The following is a 14,562-nucleotide window of genomic DNA, read 5'->3' as shown; positions in this document are numbered from 1 at the left end:
GAGGCGACGCGCGGTGATCTGACGCGCTGCCTGCGATCCCGGGTCGCGCCGCGGCGCGATTTGCTACAGCGCAACCTGCGCCATCTCTCCGCGGATCGGGAGGTGGACGAACGCGGCCTTCATCGGCTTCTTCAGCGCGTCTGCGAGCACGCGGGCGTACCAGCCGAGCTGCGGTGCGTACTCCTCCACGAGCCTCCGGTCCCGCTCCCGCTCGCTCCCCGGGAACGACTTGTGGTCGACCAGCACGAACCCATCGGGCAGCTCGAGGAACAGGTCCACGTCGCCGACAACGAGGCGCGGGGTGGGACCGCCGAGCCGGGCGCGGACGGGCCACTCGCGGTACCAGGTCGCACCCGGGTAGCGCGCGTCGAGCCAGGTGCGGAGGGCGTCCGAGGCGGCGAGGAGGGTATCGGGCGCGACGGCGCCGACGACCCGGAACGCCTTCAGGATGCGCGTCGCCATGGTGAGCCGCGCCTCCTGCGTTCCGCCCTGGTCGGCGGCGAGGAACGCGTGGATCGCGTCGCCCGTCGGGCCCGCCTGCTCCGGGGACGCGGCGAGGGCGTGCCGGCCCCCGAGCCGCTCCACCTGGACCACTCGCGGCGTCCCCGCGAGTGGCTCCGCGGACGGATTGAGCCGCTCGCGGGGGCGCTCCGCGCGCGGCGCCGATGCGTACCACTGGACGGCGCTGCGGGCCGGCGCGGGCGTGGCGGGCGGCAGGCCCGACGGCGTCCGCACGCGGCAGCGCCACTCCTGCTGCCCGACGCCGATCGCGGCGCCCGCCTGGTCCTCGAACGGCGCCGCGAGGAGCGGCTCGCCCTTCGCGCCGACGAGCAGGTCGAGCGACGCCGTGGCCGGACCGCTCTTCTCGGTGCAGCGCGCCACGAGGACGAGCAGGTCGCGCGGCCGCGTGAAGCCGACGTAGAGGAGCCGCAGCCGCTCGCGCCGGTCCGCCTCGGTCGCGCGCCTCGCCTCAGCGGTCTCGAGGGCGCGGTCGAGCAGCGCGAGCTCCTTGCTCATGCCTCCGTACGGCCAGGGCCAGTACCGGACCCACCGGCCTTCGAGCGGGCGCGCGAAGTCGAACCGCGGCGCGGGCTCGACGGCGACCTCGAACACGCCGCGCTCCCGGCTGAAGTCGAGGTGCGAGAGCACCACGACGGGCCACTCCAGCCCCTTCGCCTTGTGCCAGGTGAGGACGGTGACGGCGTCCTCGGAGCTCGGGGCGGCCTGCTTGCCGGCGTCGTCTCCTGCGTCGAGCGATGCGAGGTGGGCGACGAGACCGAGCATGGTCGCCGCGCTGCGCTGCGCCTCGCAGAGCTGCTCGTACGCGGCGGCCTCGGCGCGGAGCGCCTCGAGGTTCGCGACGCGCTGCGCCGGCTCGGGCCAGGAGCGGACGAGCTCGGCGACGCCCGCGGTGCGGAGCGCGAGGTCGAGGGCCTGCGCCGGCGAGAGCCGCTCGGCGGCGGCGACGGCCTTGCGCAGCCCCGCGACGCGGCCGTCGTCCTCGAAGGCGAGGGGCGCCGGCGGCCGGTGCTCTCCCTTCCCCTCCGCGGCCTTGGCGGTGGCGCGCCAGCTCGCGATCTCGAGGAGCCGGCGCGAGAGCCAGCCGTCGGGGTCGGACGAAGCGGCGCCGCCCAGCCAGGCGACCTGGAGGGCGGCGACGCCGTCGCGCGGATCCGCGAGGAGCGCGAGCGCCGCGCGGGCGAGGACGCCCTCGGGCGTGAGCGTCACGCCCCCGAGCGAGACCTTGGCCGGAATGCCGCGCGCACGGAGCGCGGCGGCGATCTGCTGGCACCGGGCGTTCGAGCGGGCGAGGATCGCGACGTCGCGGAACGACGCCGGGCGGACCGCCTCCACCTCGGCGTTCCCGCGCTCGCGGACGAGCGGCGGATTGGAGAGGAGCTCGGCTACGCCGGCGCCGAGGGCGTCCGGCTCGGACGCCTTCACGTCCTTCCCGTTCCGCTCGACCTTCTCGGGCATCCAGCGCCAGCACTCGAAGGCGCCCTGGTCGCGGAGCCTCGGGTGGTCGGGCTTCGCGGCGACGATCCGGACCTGATCGTCGGGGAACCCGTGAGGTGCGAGGGCGCGGGCGAAGAGCTCCGACGTCATCGCGACGAGGTCGGGGCGCGAGCGCCACGACGACGCGAGAATGTCTGGCGTGCGGCCGCCGAGGGCCGCCTCGGTCGCCGCGGTCATCAGCTCGGGGTCGGTACCCTGGAACGCGAAGATCGCCTGCTTCCGATCGCCGACCCAGATCGACCGGCGCGCCAGGCCGGCGAGGGCGCTCACGACGGCGAGCTGGAGGGGGGACGTGTCCTGGAACTCGTCCACGAGGACGAGGTCGAGGCGGTCACGAAGCGCCTCCCGAACCGCGGGCCGCTCGAGCACCTCACGGGCGCGCGCGAGCATGTCCCCGAAGTCGACGACGCCCGCGGCGGTCTTCTCGGCGACGAAGGTCCCGAGCGCCTCGCCCGCCAGGGCGAAGAGCTGCGCCTGCATCCCGAGGACGTCGTCGTGGAACCCCGCGCTGGCGTGGTGCTCGTTCGCGAGGTCCACGTACTCGGCGGACCAGGTCCGGAGCTTCTTCATGTCGACTTCCTGGGCCAGCTGGAACTGGCTCTTCCAGGAGGGCACGAGGCCTCGGTTGAGGTCCGCGACGAGCCGCCGAGCGGCGGCGGCACGCTTCTTCGACGCCGCCTGGCCCGTCTCGCGGGCCTGCTCCTCGAGCTTCGCGAGGAGCGGGCGCAGCGTGCGGTCGAGCTTCTCGAGGTACGTCACGTTGTCGAGGGTGGGCTTCCCGAGCAGCTTCTCGAGGCCGGCGCGACTCGCCGCCGCCGAGCGCTCCAGGGCCGCGCGGTCCATGCCGTTCGCGCGGCCCGCGTCCACGATCTCGAGGAGGATCTCCTTCCAGTCCTCGATCTCGAGCCGCCGCGCGAGCTCGTTGAGCGGGCCCTCCCGTCCGGCGAGCACCGACGCCAGTGCGACGTCGAACAGCCGCTTCCGCTCGGGCTCGGGGATCGGCTCGAGCCAGGGAGAGAGGCCCGCCTCGAGGGCGAACTCGCGCAGGAGCCGCTGGCAGACCGAGTGGATCGTCCCGATGTAGCCGTCGCGGATTCGAGCGGCGAGCTCGGGCCGCCCCGCCTTCAGCAGCGACTCGCGGATCCGGCTCTCCAGCTCACCGGCGGCCTTCACGGTGTAGGTGATGGCGACGACGCCCTCGGGGCGAGCAGATCCGTCGAGGAGCGCCTTCGTGAGGTCGCCGGTCAGGCGGTGGGTCTTCCCCGTCCCGGCGCTCGCGCTGATGACGTCGATCTTCACGCCGTGGCCTCCTCGTCCTTCGGCGGGGGCGGCACACACACCGGCTTGTAGTCGCAGTAGCGGCACGGCGGCGGGCGCCGCGCCAGGGAGTCCTCATCGGGCGGCGGCCCCGCGGCGGCGCCGACCTCCGCCGCCCAGTCCAGTCCCTCCCGCATCGACGGGACGAGCCCCGTCGCGAGGACCTTCTGCCAGTAGCGGAAGCCGTCCTCCGAACCCTTCAGCGTCGCCTCCGTCCCCGGGCCATCCACGACCGTCGCGCCCGGGAAGGCCTTCGCGTCCGTCGTGAGGAGCTGCCCGTCGTCGAGGACGAAGAAGCCGGCGGGGGGGAGCTTCCTGCCGCGCGTCCCGAGGAGCGACGCGTAGAGCGCGATCTGGAGCGCCTGACCTTCCTCGAGCTCCTCCTGCCGGTAGCGGAGCCCCGAGAGCTTGAGGTCCAGGATCGCCTCGACCCCGTCCTTCTCGACGACGAGATCGACGAAGCCGGAGGCGGGCACGCCCGCGAACGTGCCGTTCACCTCGCGCTCCGCCTCAACCGGCCTCCACCCGGTGCGCTTCAGGAACTCGAGGAGCGAGGCCGCGGCCGTTGCGACGACGGTGCGGGCGCGGTCGAGCTCGACTTCGCCGCCGCGCCGGACGAGCCGGGCCGCCTCGAGCCCCACCCGCGCGTCGAACGCCTTCCGGGCCCAGGCGCGTGCGTCCTCGGCGGTCGCCGCGGCGAAGTCGAGCTTCTCATCCCCGCACAGCATGTCCTGCAGCACGCGGTGCGCGAAGTCGCCGAGGAGCCGGTTTCCGTCCGGGAGGTTCACGCCCTGGCCAGGCTTGAGCTGGGCCTGGTACCGGAGCGCCCACTTGAAAGGGCATCCCAGGAACGCCTCGAGGGAGGTGGACGACAGCGTCCCCGCCGGCACGAGCGTCTGCGGCGGGACCTTCCAGGCCGGGCGCTGCGTCATGATGCTGGCCGGCGCGACCTCGACGGTAGCCGCGTTCCAGCTCGCGTCCCCGGCTCTGGCGAGGACGTGCTCGGACGCGAGGGTGCACCGGCGCAGCGCGCCGTCGGCGAGGCGGGACGACAGCTCGTCGAGGAACGGGTGCGCGCCGGCCAGATCGGCGCCTGCGAGCCGCCAGCGGACGAGGATCGCGCGCTCGCGCGCGCCGAGGATCGGGCGGCGCCAGCCCTCGGCCTCGAGCGCGCGCTGCTCGCCCGGATCCGGGAGGGCGACCCCCGCGCGCCGGAGCGCCTCGCGCTCGACCCCGGTCCACGGGTCCGGCGCGGGCCCGTGGTCCGCGTCGGAGACGAACCCCCACCAGACGGTTTCGGCGCAGGGCGCGGTCACGCCCGCAGGGTGGGGCACCACCGCTGGGCGACCGCTCTCGCCATCGAAGGCGGCGACCTCCGAACCGCTACCCACCGCGAGCCCGTGGAGCTGCATGAGCGATTGCTGCGGCAGCCGCTCGCCGGGTGGGCGTGCCACGAGGAGCTGTTCCAGAGTCCGCGCGACGGCGGCCGCGTGACTCCAGAGCGCCGAGTCGTCGAGGGCGTCGGAGCCGGGCTCCGCGGTGGCGCGGTCGAGCGCGCCCCTCACGCGGCCACCCGCCCAGGCCGCGACGCTCGAGCAGAGGGCCGCCGCGGCGGCCGCCGGAATGCCGGCGACCGGGCAGTGGAGCTCGCCGCCGAACCAGGCGTCGATCCGCTCGCCGAGCGCGGCGCCGGCGGCGGCCGCCACGGATGCGTCCTTCCCTTCCGCGGCGGCCCGCGCCGTCTCCGCGGCGACCGCATTCTCGACCGCGCGGCGCCACGCCGGCGAGCCGACCCCGGGCATCTCGCCGAGCGCCTCGAGCAGCGCGCGCTGGGCGTGGCCCGGGAGCGGGCCGCCCGGCAGCAGCAGCAGCTCGGCGGCGCGGAAGGGGTCCTGGGGCGCGAAGGCGAGGGCGAGCCGGAGCGGGAGCACCTGCAGGTGCGGCCGCAGGTGAGAGGCGCTCGGGACTCCGAGCGTGGGGAGGCCCTGCCGCGCCAGCGCCGCGTCGAGGGTGGCGGGCTCGGTGGGCACGACGAAGGTGGCCTGCGGCAGCGGCCGCGTTCGGGCGAGCGACGCGGTCAGCTCGGCGGCCTCGAGCGGCGTATCGGCCTCCAGGAGGAGGAAGGTGCCGTCGCCCTCGAGCGCGGGCCGCTCCGAGCGCCCATCGAGCAGGGCACGCTGCACGGTACCGAGGTCGGTGTCGGCCGGTGCCGTCGCCACGGCCTCGCCCGCGTCCACGACCGTCGCTCCCGCGCCCGCGAGCGCGTCGAGGAGCCGCCGGAACAGCGGAGGGAAGGCGCGGCGCGACGCGCAGAGCTCGATCCGGACCGGGAACGGGAGCTTGCCGTGGGCGACGACGCCGTCGGTCAGCTCCGCGATGACGTCCGGCAGGCTCGCAGGAAGCGGCGGCCCGAGCTGCTCGAGCGCCGCGAGATCGGCGAGCCGCGCGCTCCCATCGAGCGCGCCGCCGTCCCAGCCGAGGAGGCGGAGGGCGTCGCGCAGGCCGAGCAGGTAGCGGGCGACCCCGAACGGATCCTGCCTGCGGGACGCCGAGTAGGACCGGGAGCGGCCGTCGTCGTGCGCGTCGAGCCGGAGGCCGTAGGAGGCGAGCCGCTCTGGCGCGGTCGCGAGCTCCGCCGGGATTCCGACGATACGCCCGAGCCGGCGCACGAGGCCGAGCGGGCCGACCGGCTCGAACCCGGCGCGCGCCTCGCCCTCGGCGAGCAGGTGACGCCAGGCGGTGCCGCCGTCGTGGGCGGAGAGGAGCAGGGTGAGCATGCTGAGGTCCCGGTTCGCGGCCGAAGAGACATCATACGGGAGGCACGGACGCGCGGGCGACCCACCGGCCCTCGAGCCGCTCCGCGCCGCGTGTCCGCTCGCCGTTCACGATGACCGCATGAGCGCGCAGGGCGGCCTTCCGCCGCTTTCCACCCACCAGAACGCCTCGACATGGAGACCGAGCCACGTCTCCGTGGTCTGATGGGAGATCATCTTTCGCGAACATGTGCCTGCTGTACCCCAGCACCACCACGAAGACCCACGCCCTTGCGCAGCACGCGAGCGTGCGGATCGTAGGGCGGGTCGAGGTAGCCGAAGTCGAAGTTTGAACCTCTGGCCTTCGGATTCGTAGAATTACGCAACGCAATCGGCAGGCGGGTCAATCTGTACAATCGTGATTAGGCGTGGACGGGAGTTGTGGCGCAGGTGTATGCGACGGAACTCCCGTCCACGGCAGTCGCCGGACCGCGATCGGACATGCGGGCCGGCAATGAGGTCGTTCACACTCACGGCCGTGCGAGGGTGCAGCCCAACGTGAGGAGCGTCATGAACCACCGAAATCCGCCGCGGCTGCGACTTCTGGACGCCGAGCTCACCGCAACCCAGGTGCGAGTCGGGGAGGCGATACTCGCCGAACTGCGAGCGCTCCGGTGCGACGTACAGGAGCTCATCGCAACGACGAGAGGGAGCGAGCCGATCGTTAGCGACGAGACCGCGAGCGGTGCGCAGGATGCGCTCCCGCCTTTGATGACGATTCGCAAGGCTGGTGCGCTGCTCAGGACGACCCCACGGGCGCTGTACATGCGAATCCGGCGAGGCGCAATGCCCGGGGTCGTCCGTGTCGGTCGACGGCGGCTGATGGTGAAGACGGCGAGTTTCTGCGGACGCTGCGCCAGATACCGACTCGGGAGTAGCCGGGGCCACCGACGACTGCTCTGCCCAGCTCTGTTCTCGTGAAGTTGCGGCGTGGCCACCTGTCACAGAACTCGATCAAGCCCAGGCAAGTGCGGTCGTCTGCATGGCGCCGCCGCGAATCGGGGAGTTGTCCGACTTGACCACACACCAGCCGTCGTTCGACGGGCCACTGAACGACCACGATGTCGAACCTCAAGACTGACCTGCCCCGTAGGCGGCACGACGGCGCTATGGAATTGCGCAAAGATGCGTCCAGCAACCGACCAGAGGAGCCCGTCGACGTGCGGCGAGGGAAAGTGAATGACCGGCGCCCTTCTGTTGCGCAAGACAATCGGTTGGGCGGTTCTGCTATTGGGTCGCGCACTCGCGGTCGTAGCCTATGTGGCGACGGCGGTCTCATTCCTGTGGTGCTGGTTCAAAATAGACAAGGATGGGTTCTTCAGGGGGGCCCAGAATTTCGTGGTACCTGCTGGGTTCGTCACGTTCGGAAATTGGACCTGGAACGTTGCGGCTCGAATGCTCCGCCGCCTCGAGCACGATGTCTCTAGGTTGCCTCCCGTCCTCGTCCTCCGCTCGTTCAAGGAGGAGGACCGCAACATTCACGGTGCAGAAAGTGGTGGCGTTCCGGATTCAGTGCCGCACCATCATTGACGAAATCGATCTGCTTCTGACGGGCGCGTGTCGCCTTGTGGCGCTACGCAGGCCTGGTGTTAAGCCCGTGCGAATCCCGGCTTCGGAGATCGAGGTCTTAGGCGACTGGAAGGAGACCGTGCGCGAATGGGCCGAGAAGAGCGCATGGATCGTCATCCTGGCGTCGAGCACGGATGGTGTCCGATGGGAGCTTGAGACCGTGCTCGAGCCGCCATTGTGGCGGAAGTGTACGGTGTTAATGCCTCCCGTAATCGGCCACGGCAGCGGCAGGATAGAGGACCAGTGGAGCGAATTCGACTCACGCTGGTCGGTCCTGGCGAGGTGCGCCGTTCGGTCGAGGGTTCCGATCGAGGATTGTGACGTCGAAGGCGGCGCCGTAGGATCGCTCACTCCCTCCCGCCGACGCCATGTCCCGATCGCTCTGACGGCAAACAGGGAACGGCTCGTCCGGCTTCGGATCTGCCGCGATTCATCGGACGATGGCCCGCTCACGCGGGAGGAGTATTTGACGGTTCTCAGGGCGGCGCTGCCGGTCGACCGGCTGTGCGCGATCGCCGCGGCGACGCCACCGCCGCTGCCCCCCGTCGCGTTGACCTGACCGTGATTCAGACGAGCGCGACGCGTCCCCAACAAGCGACTCTCGCGCGGCAGGTGACCGCGCGGCGTCGAACCCCCCGTCCTGCCTGCCTGTAGGCGGCGATACCGTGGCCATCTGCGACGCTCACCGCGTCTGCGACGAGCGAGGTTCCGTCTGGAGGAGCCAGTCGGCTGTCTCGCTACCGTTCGTCCCTGCCTGGGCGCGAGCGCCCGAGTATGCCGGCGTTCAACGCGGCCGGGAACGAGCGCTCGACCTCGCCGGGGCAGACCACCGTATCTCCCTTACGGCTGGCGTCCACTTCATCGGATCAAGCCCAGTGAAGGGTGCACCGATGAAAGACGCCGAGCTCAGGAGGCGCGTCCTGCAGCGCATGACGAACGCTGACGCCCTACAGCTCTTGTGCAGACGTCGACAGATCCGGATGTGGTGCGGGTGCAGGCCGCGAGGGCAAAGGACTACGACAATTTGAAGAAGCTAAAGGACACGAGAAAACTGCGTGGCCCACCGTAACGCGGCGCACCCTTCGGCGCTCACTCTCGCAATCGGGCCACGACTGTGGTGTCCCATGGTACCTGTCGCGTCGAGAGGGCGCCCGCCTGCGGGTCGGCTGAGGACGAGATCGTCGAGTGAGGACCACATCCCGTGTTGGAGGTGCGACATGAGGCGAGTTGCGATCGTGGGGGCTTTGCTGGTGGCGCTGCCGGCGTGCGTCCACGTGCCGAATCAGGCGCCGGCGCTCTCGCGTGAGCTGGGGAGCCGGGTCGCGGCGCTGCGAGCGGCGCATCTCGCGACGATCCGTGCCTACTTCGACGCAAAGCGGGAACACGTGGATCGGTTCGTCCAGGACGAGTGGATTCCGGCGTATGCGAAGAACGTCCTGGACGAACCGGCGATCCAGAAGATCTTGGCGTCTGCTCAGACGCCGGCGGATCGCGTCGAGGTCCTCGTCGGCCTCGGCCAGAGGATCCAGAGGCGGATCGACCAGCGTCGGGCGGAGATGATGCGACCGCTCGACGATCTCGAGCGCGAGCTCGCACGCCGCGTGGAGGCCGAGTATGACGGCGTCACTGCATCGAACGCCGCAATCACCGCGCTGCTCGATGCGCACGCCGAGACGACGTCGACGCAGGAAGGAGCGCTGGGCGCGATCCACGTCGATCGCACGCTCGCCGCCGCTCTCGACAAGGTGGAGAAGGTGGTCGGCCTTATGACGGCCGGCAAGGACGCCTTCGAGGAGAACGAGGCTGCAATCAAGAAAGTGATCGAGTCGCTGCGCGAATGACGGAGAAGCCGATGCCGATCGACTGGACCGAGGTGGACATCCCGCTGGACCGCGCGAGAAGGAAGACGGACGACGAGCTCGCCGCGAAGGTGTCGTCCCTAACACGGCTGAAGGACGATGAAGTTAAGGCTCTCTTCCCCAAGCAGGGCGACGTCGAGAGGCTAAAGCGGCTCATGACGATCGTGCAGAGCAGCGCGTCCGACCAGCAACGGGTGAACCGGCTCGCCGCCGAGATCGAGGACCTGGGCGGCGTCGTCCTGAAGCTGCTGGGCAGGCTCGTGTAGTTCGAGCGCGGTGCGCTCGAGCGGCACCCAAGGCCGCACGGGGCGCCCTACGTGGTGCTCCGCCAGCCGACCAGAAGCCGTGGCGCTCGAGGACTCCGGCCGTCGAGATCGGCGCGACCACGCCCGGCGCATCGAAGAAGAACGTCTGCGCGTCGGTGATGCGTCCCTCGCCATCGAGATCGACGCGCACGAACGTCGCGACCTGCCGGCGCCGCTCTCGAGCCGGTCTCGGAACTCGCGAAAGAGCTCGACCGCGTCGTGAAGAGCTTCCGCGAACGGCCGCTCATGGGGCCGTACAAATACGTCTGGCTCGACGCGCTCGAGGTGAAGTGCCGCGAGGCCGGGCGCATCGTGAACGTCGCCTGCCTCGTCGCGGTAGGCATGACGCCGAGGGCCGCCGCGAGATCCTCGCGCTCGACGTCGTGACGTCGGAGGACGTCGCCGGATGGCTGGCGTATCAACGACGACTGGGCCGTCGTGCGCCGCTACACGACCATCGAGCGAGAGGAGGTGCCAGGGTAACAACGTGCGCTCCCCGGGAAGAAGCACGCCGCGTAGTCAGTCACAATTAGACGACACGACGTATACCACGTTGACGGCCGTGACCCGCGGATGGCGTGCGGCGCTGTTGGGAGGGACGCCGCGGCTGGGTCGCTTCATCGAACCGGCGGGGTGTCGGTTCAACGACGTTTCCCCGCGGCAACCAAAGCGCCGGGCACGGCTTATCGTTCCGAGAGCACGGCAATTAGCCGAGCTCGGAGCTTCTCCTGTAGTTCGAACGTTTGCCCCCTGCGGTACTCGATCACGTTCTGGTTGCGGACATCGAAAGGAAGTTTACCGATGGGCGTGCTGCAAATTAAGACCGCCTTCACGCCTGCGCCGTGCGCGAAGCCCAGCTCATAAAGGACGTTGGGGCGCGATTCCGAAAGGTCTGCGATGACGGCCGCGGCAGAGCGGATGCGTTCCTCGACGCGCTTCATCACGTCGCCGACGTAATCCTCCTTGTCGACGCGCCGGCACCCCGTCCCGATCGCCTTCGCCGCCGGCGCCATCGCGACGAGGTACGTGTCGTCATACTTCTTCTCGAACGGCATGATCGCGAGCACCTTCTTGGCCGCCGCCGCGGCGACCCGTGGACGCCCGATCGGCCTGTCGGACGGAGCAACGCGCGCGCCCGTCCGGTAGTCGCGGGCGGTCGGAGCGCGCGTAGTCGCGGTAGCCTCTTCCACGAACTTCACGAGCCAATCATTCACGGCTCCGGGGCCGACAAGCCCGGGTGTGCCGATCTTCACGTCGCGCGGAACGATCACGACGGCGCTATCCGCACCCGCCAGTTCCCGGTAGGCCTGGGTGAGGTGTAGAGCTCGCGCAGAAGTGTCGACGGTCGGTTCCCAGTTCTTGAACTCGATGACTCCGAGCTTGCCGTCCTCAGTCCGGAATGCGAGATCGGGCACCATTCCGCCGAGCGCCGGTTCGCGCTGGACACTGAGCCCCAGCTTCTCGAGCTGTGTGGTCAACCTCGTGAGGTAGTGTTCGGGCGTCTTCGGACTAGCCATCAATTACTCCGGAACGGCGCGGCGAAGCGTGTGCATACAAGCATTCCCGAACACCGCGATGAGCGCAAGGGCGGTCACAGCGATGTCCTCGAGCCGAAACCGCACTGCGGCCCGCGCAGTGTCACACGTGTCCAGAGGAGGCGGGACGTCGCGGTTCACCGAGAGTAGCGGCGCCTCGGCGGATAGTGGCGGAAACGCAATCGCCCGGCCGGGAGTCGGCATCAATTATCAGAAATGTGCAGCAACATGGATAGACGCTCCGTAACGGCCATTCGCGGGCGGAGCCTCTTGAAGACTGGGCGTGGAGAGACGCGAGATGGGTGCGCCGGGAGACGGCGCGGCTCCATTGCGCGTCCATCCACCCGAGCGCACAAGAGGCTCGACATTTGCCGCGGTGCCGGCCGAGTGAGTTACGGCACCGCGGGCTCGACGCTGTCGCGCCGTTCCAGATCGAATCGGCAGTGCTATCAGCCGCTCGGCACCTGGCACCGCGGCAACGAGCCGTCCCCGGGCGCCTCGCGGCCGAGCTGCTCGTTCAGGACGGCGAGCTTGTCGGGCGTGAACAGGACGATGACGACGTCCGCGGCCGTGGTCCCTCTGCGCACGATTCGGAGCTCATCGGGAGCCGCGCTGACTTGTCGGCCGTGCCCTCGAGCGAGGTGCGTCGAGCCCGAGCACCCCGAGCCATACCTCGACCACGACCCGGGCGCGGAGGTCGCGGCCGTGGACGATGAAGGCCGCGAGCTTCTGCTTCGTGCCTTGGAGCAGTGAACGGGTCGTTCCGACCGGAAGAACCGCGGTCGGCCGCGAAGAGGACTCGATTCACGTGACGGTGCGAGCCAGCCCGGGCGCCGTGAGGGCGCAGAGCGCACCCGCGCGGTTTGAGAGCCGCTACTCCACCGGAATCGGATCCTGCCCTGCGACCCACTGCCGCAGGGTCGTGTAGGTCGTCTTGTTTGCATTCACCCAAAGCGTGGTGTTGTCGGATCCTTTGATCCTCTCCTCGCTGACGTACGGGTAAAGGCCCAGATACTCGATCCCCTTGTGGGCAGAGTCCGGCTGCGGAGTCTTTGAGACCGGGAGGACGGCTGCACGGGACCGAAGCCCGTCAAAGAAGCCGAGTTCCCAGGGCATCCACTTGGATTCCGTGGAGTTTACGGACGAGGCGTAAAGGAGCGCCTTCGACTGCAGCAGACGTGCCCGGAGCCGCTCCGCAGTGGTCGCATTAACCTTCGTGCGATCGAGGTCGGGATCGACGATCCAGTCCACGTACACCGCGAACCCGAAGTCCTCTTCGAGAGAACGCCAAAGGCCTCGGACCACGTCTTGATCGAGCGCGCTGTGGGACAGGAACACGTCGAACTCGGCACCGCTCGCCGCGTGATCCCTTAGTGACTTCTTGAGGTTACCCTCAGCAATTTTGGTGAACCCTGATGCCCTGGCGCGCAGCGCGCGCTCCGAAAGTAGCGCCATCCCCGCTCCCGAGTTGATGCGGCACCCGAACTGCATCGAAGTCGGGCGACAGCAAGTGTGCGATTTCCTCCGGTTCGGGCGCGCGCGTCAACTGAACGACGTACGCTGTGTCTGCCGCGCGGGTCAGGCGCTCATGGGAACGGTCCTGCATGGCCAGGATGGCCTCGGACCTCGCGTCCCCGGCGCCCCCGGGAGCACTGGCGCCGGTCTCGCCCGAAAAGGGGCCCCCTCTAGGGCCCCGTCGCGGGTCCGGCGTTGCCAGTTCAGAGCGCTCCTACTGCAATGGCCTGATGACGACCAGTGTGTTCGTGATCTCCGACCTGCACTTCGGAGGCGCGGAAGGCTTCCGCATGTGCTCGAGCGACGCAGTGAAACGCCTCTCCGCGCTCGTGGACTGGATCGCACAGCAGCGCACGCCCGGGCGCGACGTCCACCTCGTGCTGAACGGGGATACGGTGGATTTCCTCGCGGAGAAGGACGCGGACGGGAAGTGGTCCGCTTTCACCGCCAGCGAAGACGACGCCGTCCGCAAGCTCGAGCAGATCCTCGGGGCGACCCGAGAGTTCTGGGTAGCACTCGCCCGGTTCGTCGCATCCAAGGGCGCACTGACGCTTGCGCTCGGCAATCACGACATCGAGCTGTCGCTGCCTCGCGTCCGCGCGCGACTGCTGAGCGAGGTCGCGCCCGAGGGCGGCCGTATCGCGTTTCTCCATGATAACGAGGCGTTTCGGCTCGGCAAGCTGCTCGTCGAGCATGGGAACCGCTACGACGGCTGGAACGTGGTCGACCATGATGCGCTGCGCCGTGTGCGCTCCGCCTTGTCACGCGCGCAGCCGCCCCAGGCGTTTCCCGCCCAGCCGGGAAGCGAAATGGTCGCGCGCGTAATGAACCCAATTAAGGCGACCTACGCGTTCGTCGACCTGCTGAAGCCGGAGACGTCCGCAGTCGCGCCGATCCTGGCGGTGCTGAACCCCGGCCTCTGGAAGATGACAGCCCGGTTCGTGCGCGACGCCGCTGCGGCCGCCAACAGGAGTGTGCATCTCCGCGCGGCGGGCCCCGCCGCGGACAGCGGCTACGTCGCCGCGCAAGTCGCGGCGGCGCCCGGCCCGGCGTTGCCTCCTAGCGAGGACGAGGGCATGCGCCTTGCCGACGAGCTGTCAACCGAGGCAGCGGCAGCATCCGACGGGAACATCGGCTTCATGCGCGACGTGAAAATCGAGCTGCTCCTGCGCGCGTTTCGGAACTGGCGCGAGAAGGATCGAATCAGTTTCGCGATCGACGACGAGTCGACCCAGTACCTCGATGCCGCGAACGCCCTGGCGAGCCGCGGGTTCGAGGTCGTCGTGTTCGGGCACACCCATCTTGCGAAGCGCATCGCGCTGCCGAATGGGGCCACGTACCTGAACTCCGGCACGTGGGCCGACGTGATGCGCATCCCGGACATCGTGTACGAGGGGGACGCCGCCGCAGGGCAGCGCGCGCTGCGCACCTGGCTCGACGAGCTGGAGCATAACCGGATCGATCGCTACCGCCGGATGGTGCCGACGTTCGTGCGCGTGGATCTCGAGCCGGACGGGAGGATCGCCGCGAACGACGTCCTGTTCTTCGACGGCCCCGCGAATGTCGAGCCGATCACCACCGCGGGCGTCATCGAACGGCTCGGCGTGAAGAACTTTTCTTGATTCTGCGGGGA

At 69.8% G+C, this 14,562-nt stretch carries 11 protein-coding genes; 6 read left to right on the top strand and 5 right to left on the bottom strand.

Translation table 11 applies throughout. From position 1 onward, the window contains the following. Positions 1 to 63 precede the first annotated feature (63 nt). Together ANAE109_RS20565 and ANAE109_RS20560 are read right to left on the bottom strand one after the other, a co-directional pair. The gene (locus tag ANAE109_RS20565) at positions 64 to 3,315 is read right to left on the bottom strand and encodes an exodeoxyribonuclease V subunit beta (protein WP_012098827.1); all 3,252 of its coding nucleotides are present in this window, start codon (positions 3,313 to 3,315) and stop codon (positions 64 to 66) included. Continuing rightward, entirely contained in the window at positions 3,312 to 6,110 is a 2,799-nt protein-coding gene (locus ANAE109_RS20560; RefSeq protein WP_012098826.1) for a PD-(D/E)XK nuclease family protein, read from the bottom strand. The genes ANAE109_RS20565 and ANAE109_RS20560 overlap by 4 nt, the downstream gene beginning before the upstream one ends. 1,519 nt (positions 6,111 to 7,629) lie before the next feature. Between ANAE109_RS20560 and ANAE109_RS20550 the strand changes: the two genes are divergently transcribed. From ANAE109_RS20550 to ANAE109_RS24465, 5 genes are all read left to right on the top strand, one after another. After that, complete coding sequence (locus tag ANAE109_RS20550) at positions 7,630 to 8,274, top strand: hypothetical protein (RefSeq protein ID WP_143828031.1); 645 nt, start codon at positions 7,630 to 7,632, stop codon at positions 8,272 to 8,274. Between the two features lie 658 nt (positions 8,275 to 8,932). After that, the gene (locus ANAE109_RS20545; protein ID WP_012098822.1) at positions 8,933 to 9,556 is read left to right on the top strand and encodes a hypothetical protein; all 624 of its coding nucleotides are present in this window, start codon (positions 8,933 to 8,935) and stop codon (positions 9,554 to 9,556) included. Positions 9,557 to 9,567: 11 nt separating this feature from the next. Beyond that, positions 9,568 to 9,840 (top strand): hypothetical protein, encoded by a 273-nt coding sequence (locus tag ANAE109_RS20540; protein ID WP_012098821.1) that lies wholly within the window; start codon positions 9,568 to 9,570, stop codon positions 9,838 to 9,840. 79 nt (positions 9,841 to 9,919) lie between these two features. Beyond that, the gene (locus tag ANAE109_RS25060; RefSeq protein WP_143828030.1) at positions 9,920 to 10,102 is read left to right on the top strand and encodes a hypothetical protein; all 183 of its coding nucleotides are present in this window, start codon (positions 9,920 to 9,922) and stop codon (positions 10,100 to 10,102) included. Further along, positions 10,099 to 10,266 carry a transposase gene (locus tag ANAE109_RS24465; protein WP_012098820.1) on the top strand — a complete coding sequence of 56 codons (168 nt, stop codon included), beginning with the start codon at positions 10,099 to 10,101 and terminating at the stop codon, positions 10,264 to 10,266. Before ANAE109_RS25060 ends, ANAE109_RS24465 begins: the two co-directional genes overlap by 4 nt. A 296-nt stretch (positions 10,267 to 10,562) precedes the next feature. Here ANAE109_RS24465 and ANAE109_RS23765 read toward each other — a convergent pair whose 3' ends face one another. The 3 genes from ANAE109_RS23765 to ANAE109_RS20530 all read right to left on the bottom strand — a co-directional run bounded on the left by ANAE109_RS23765 (position 10,563) and on the right by ANAE109_RS20530 (position 12,869). Next, positions 10,563 to 11,357 carry a hypothetical protein gene (locus tag ANAE109_RS23765; protein WP_143828029.1) on the bottom strand — a complete coding sequence of 265 codons (795 nt, stop codon included), beginning with the start codon at positions 11,355 to 11,357 and terminating at the stop codon, positions 10,563 to 10,565. A 506-nt stretch (positions 11,358 to 11,863) separates the two neighbouring features. Continuing rightward, a complete protein-coding gene (locus tag ANAE109_RS25415; RefSeq protein WP_158305921.1) occupies positions 11,864 to 12,001 on the bottom strand; it encodes a hypothetical protein in 138 nt (45 codons plus the stop codon). A gap of 286 nt (positions 12,002 to 12,287) precedes the next feature. Then, positions 12,288 to 12,869 carry a toll/interleukin-1 receptor domain-containing protein gene (locus tag ANAE109_RS20530; protein ID WP_012098817.1) on the bottom strand — a complete coding sequence of 194 codons (582 nt, stop codon included), beginning with the start codon at positions 12,867 to 12,869 and terminating at the stop codon, positions 12,288 to 12,290. 290 nt (positions 12,870 to 13,159) lie between these two features. Between ANAE109_RS20530 and ANAE109_RS20525 the strand changes: the two genes are divergently transcribed. Continuing rightward, entirely contained in the window at positions 13,160 to 14,551 is a 1,392-nt protein-coding gene (locus ANAE109_RS20525) for a metallophosphoesterase (protein WP_041448560.1), read from the top strand. Positions 14,552 to 14,562: the final 11 nt, after the last annotated feature.

Source organism: Anaeromyxobacter sp. Fw109-5 (assembly GCF_000017505.1).
In the GTDB taxonomy this organism is placed as follows: domain Bacteria; phylum Myxococcota; class Myxococcia; order Myxococcales; family Anaeromyxobacteraceae; genus Anaeromyxobacter.
Note: the sequence above shows the minus strand (reverse complement) of the source record. Positions and strands in the feature narration are given on the sequence as shown.

Coding starts and splice junctions, on each gene's coding strand:
- ANAE109_RS20560 (WP_012098826.1), bottom strand. CDS start 6,110: ATGCTCACCCTGCTCCTCTCCGCCCACGACGGCGGCACCGCCTGGCGT.
- ANAE109_RS20545 (WP_012098822.1), top strand. CDS start 8,933: ATGAGGCGAGTTGCGATCGTGGGGGCTTTGCTGGTGGCGCTGCCGGCG.
- ANAE109_RS20540 (WP_012098821.1), top strand. CDS start 9,568: ATGCCGATCGACTGGACCGAGGTGGACATCCCGCTGGACCGCGCGAGA.
- ANAE109_RS20530 (WP_012098817.1), bottom strand. CDS start 12,869: ATGGCGCTACTTTCGGAGCGCGCGCTGCGCGCCAGGGCATCAGGGTTC.
- ANAE109_RS20525 (WP_041448560.1), top strand. CDS start 13,160: ATGACGACCAGTGTGTTCGTGATCTCCGACCTGCACTTCGGAGGCGCG.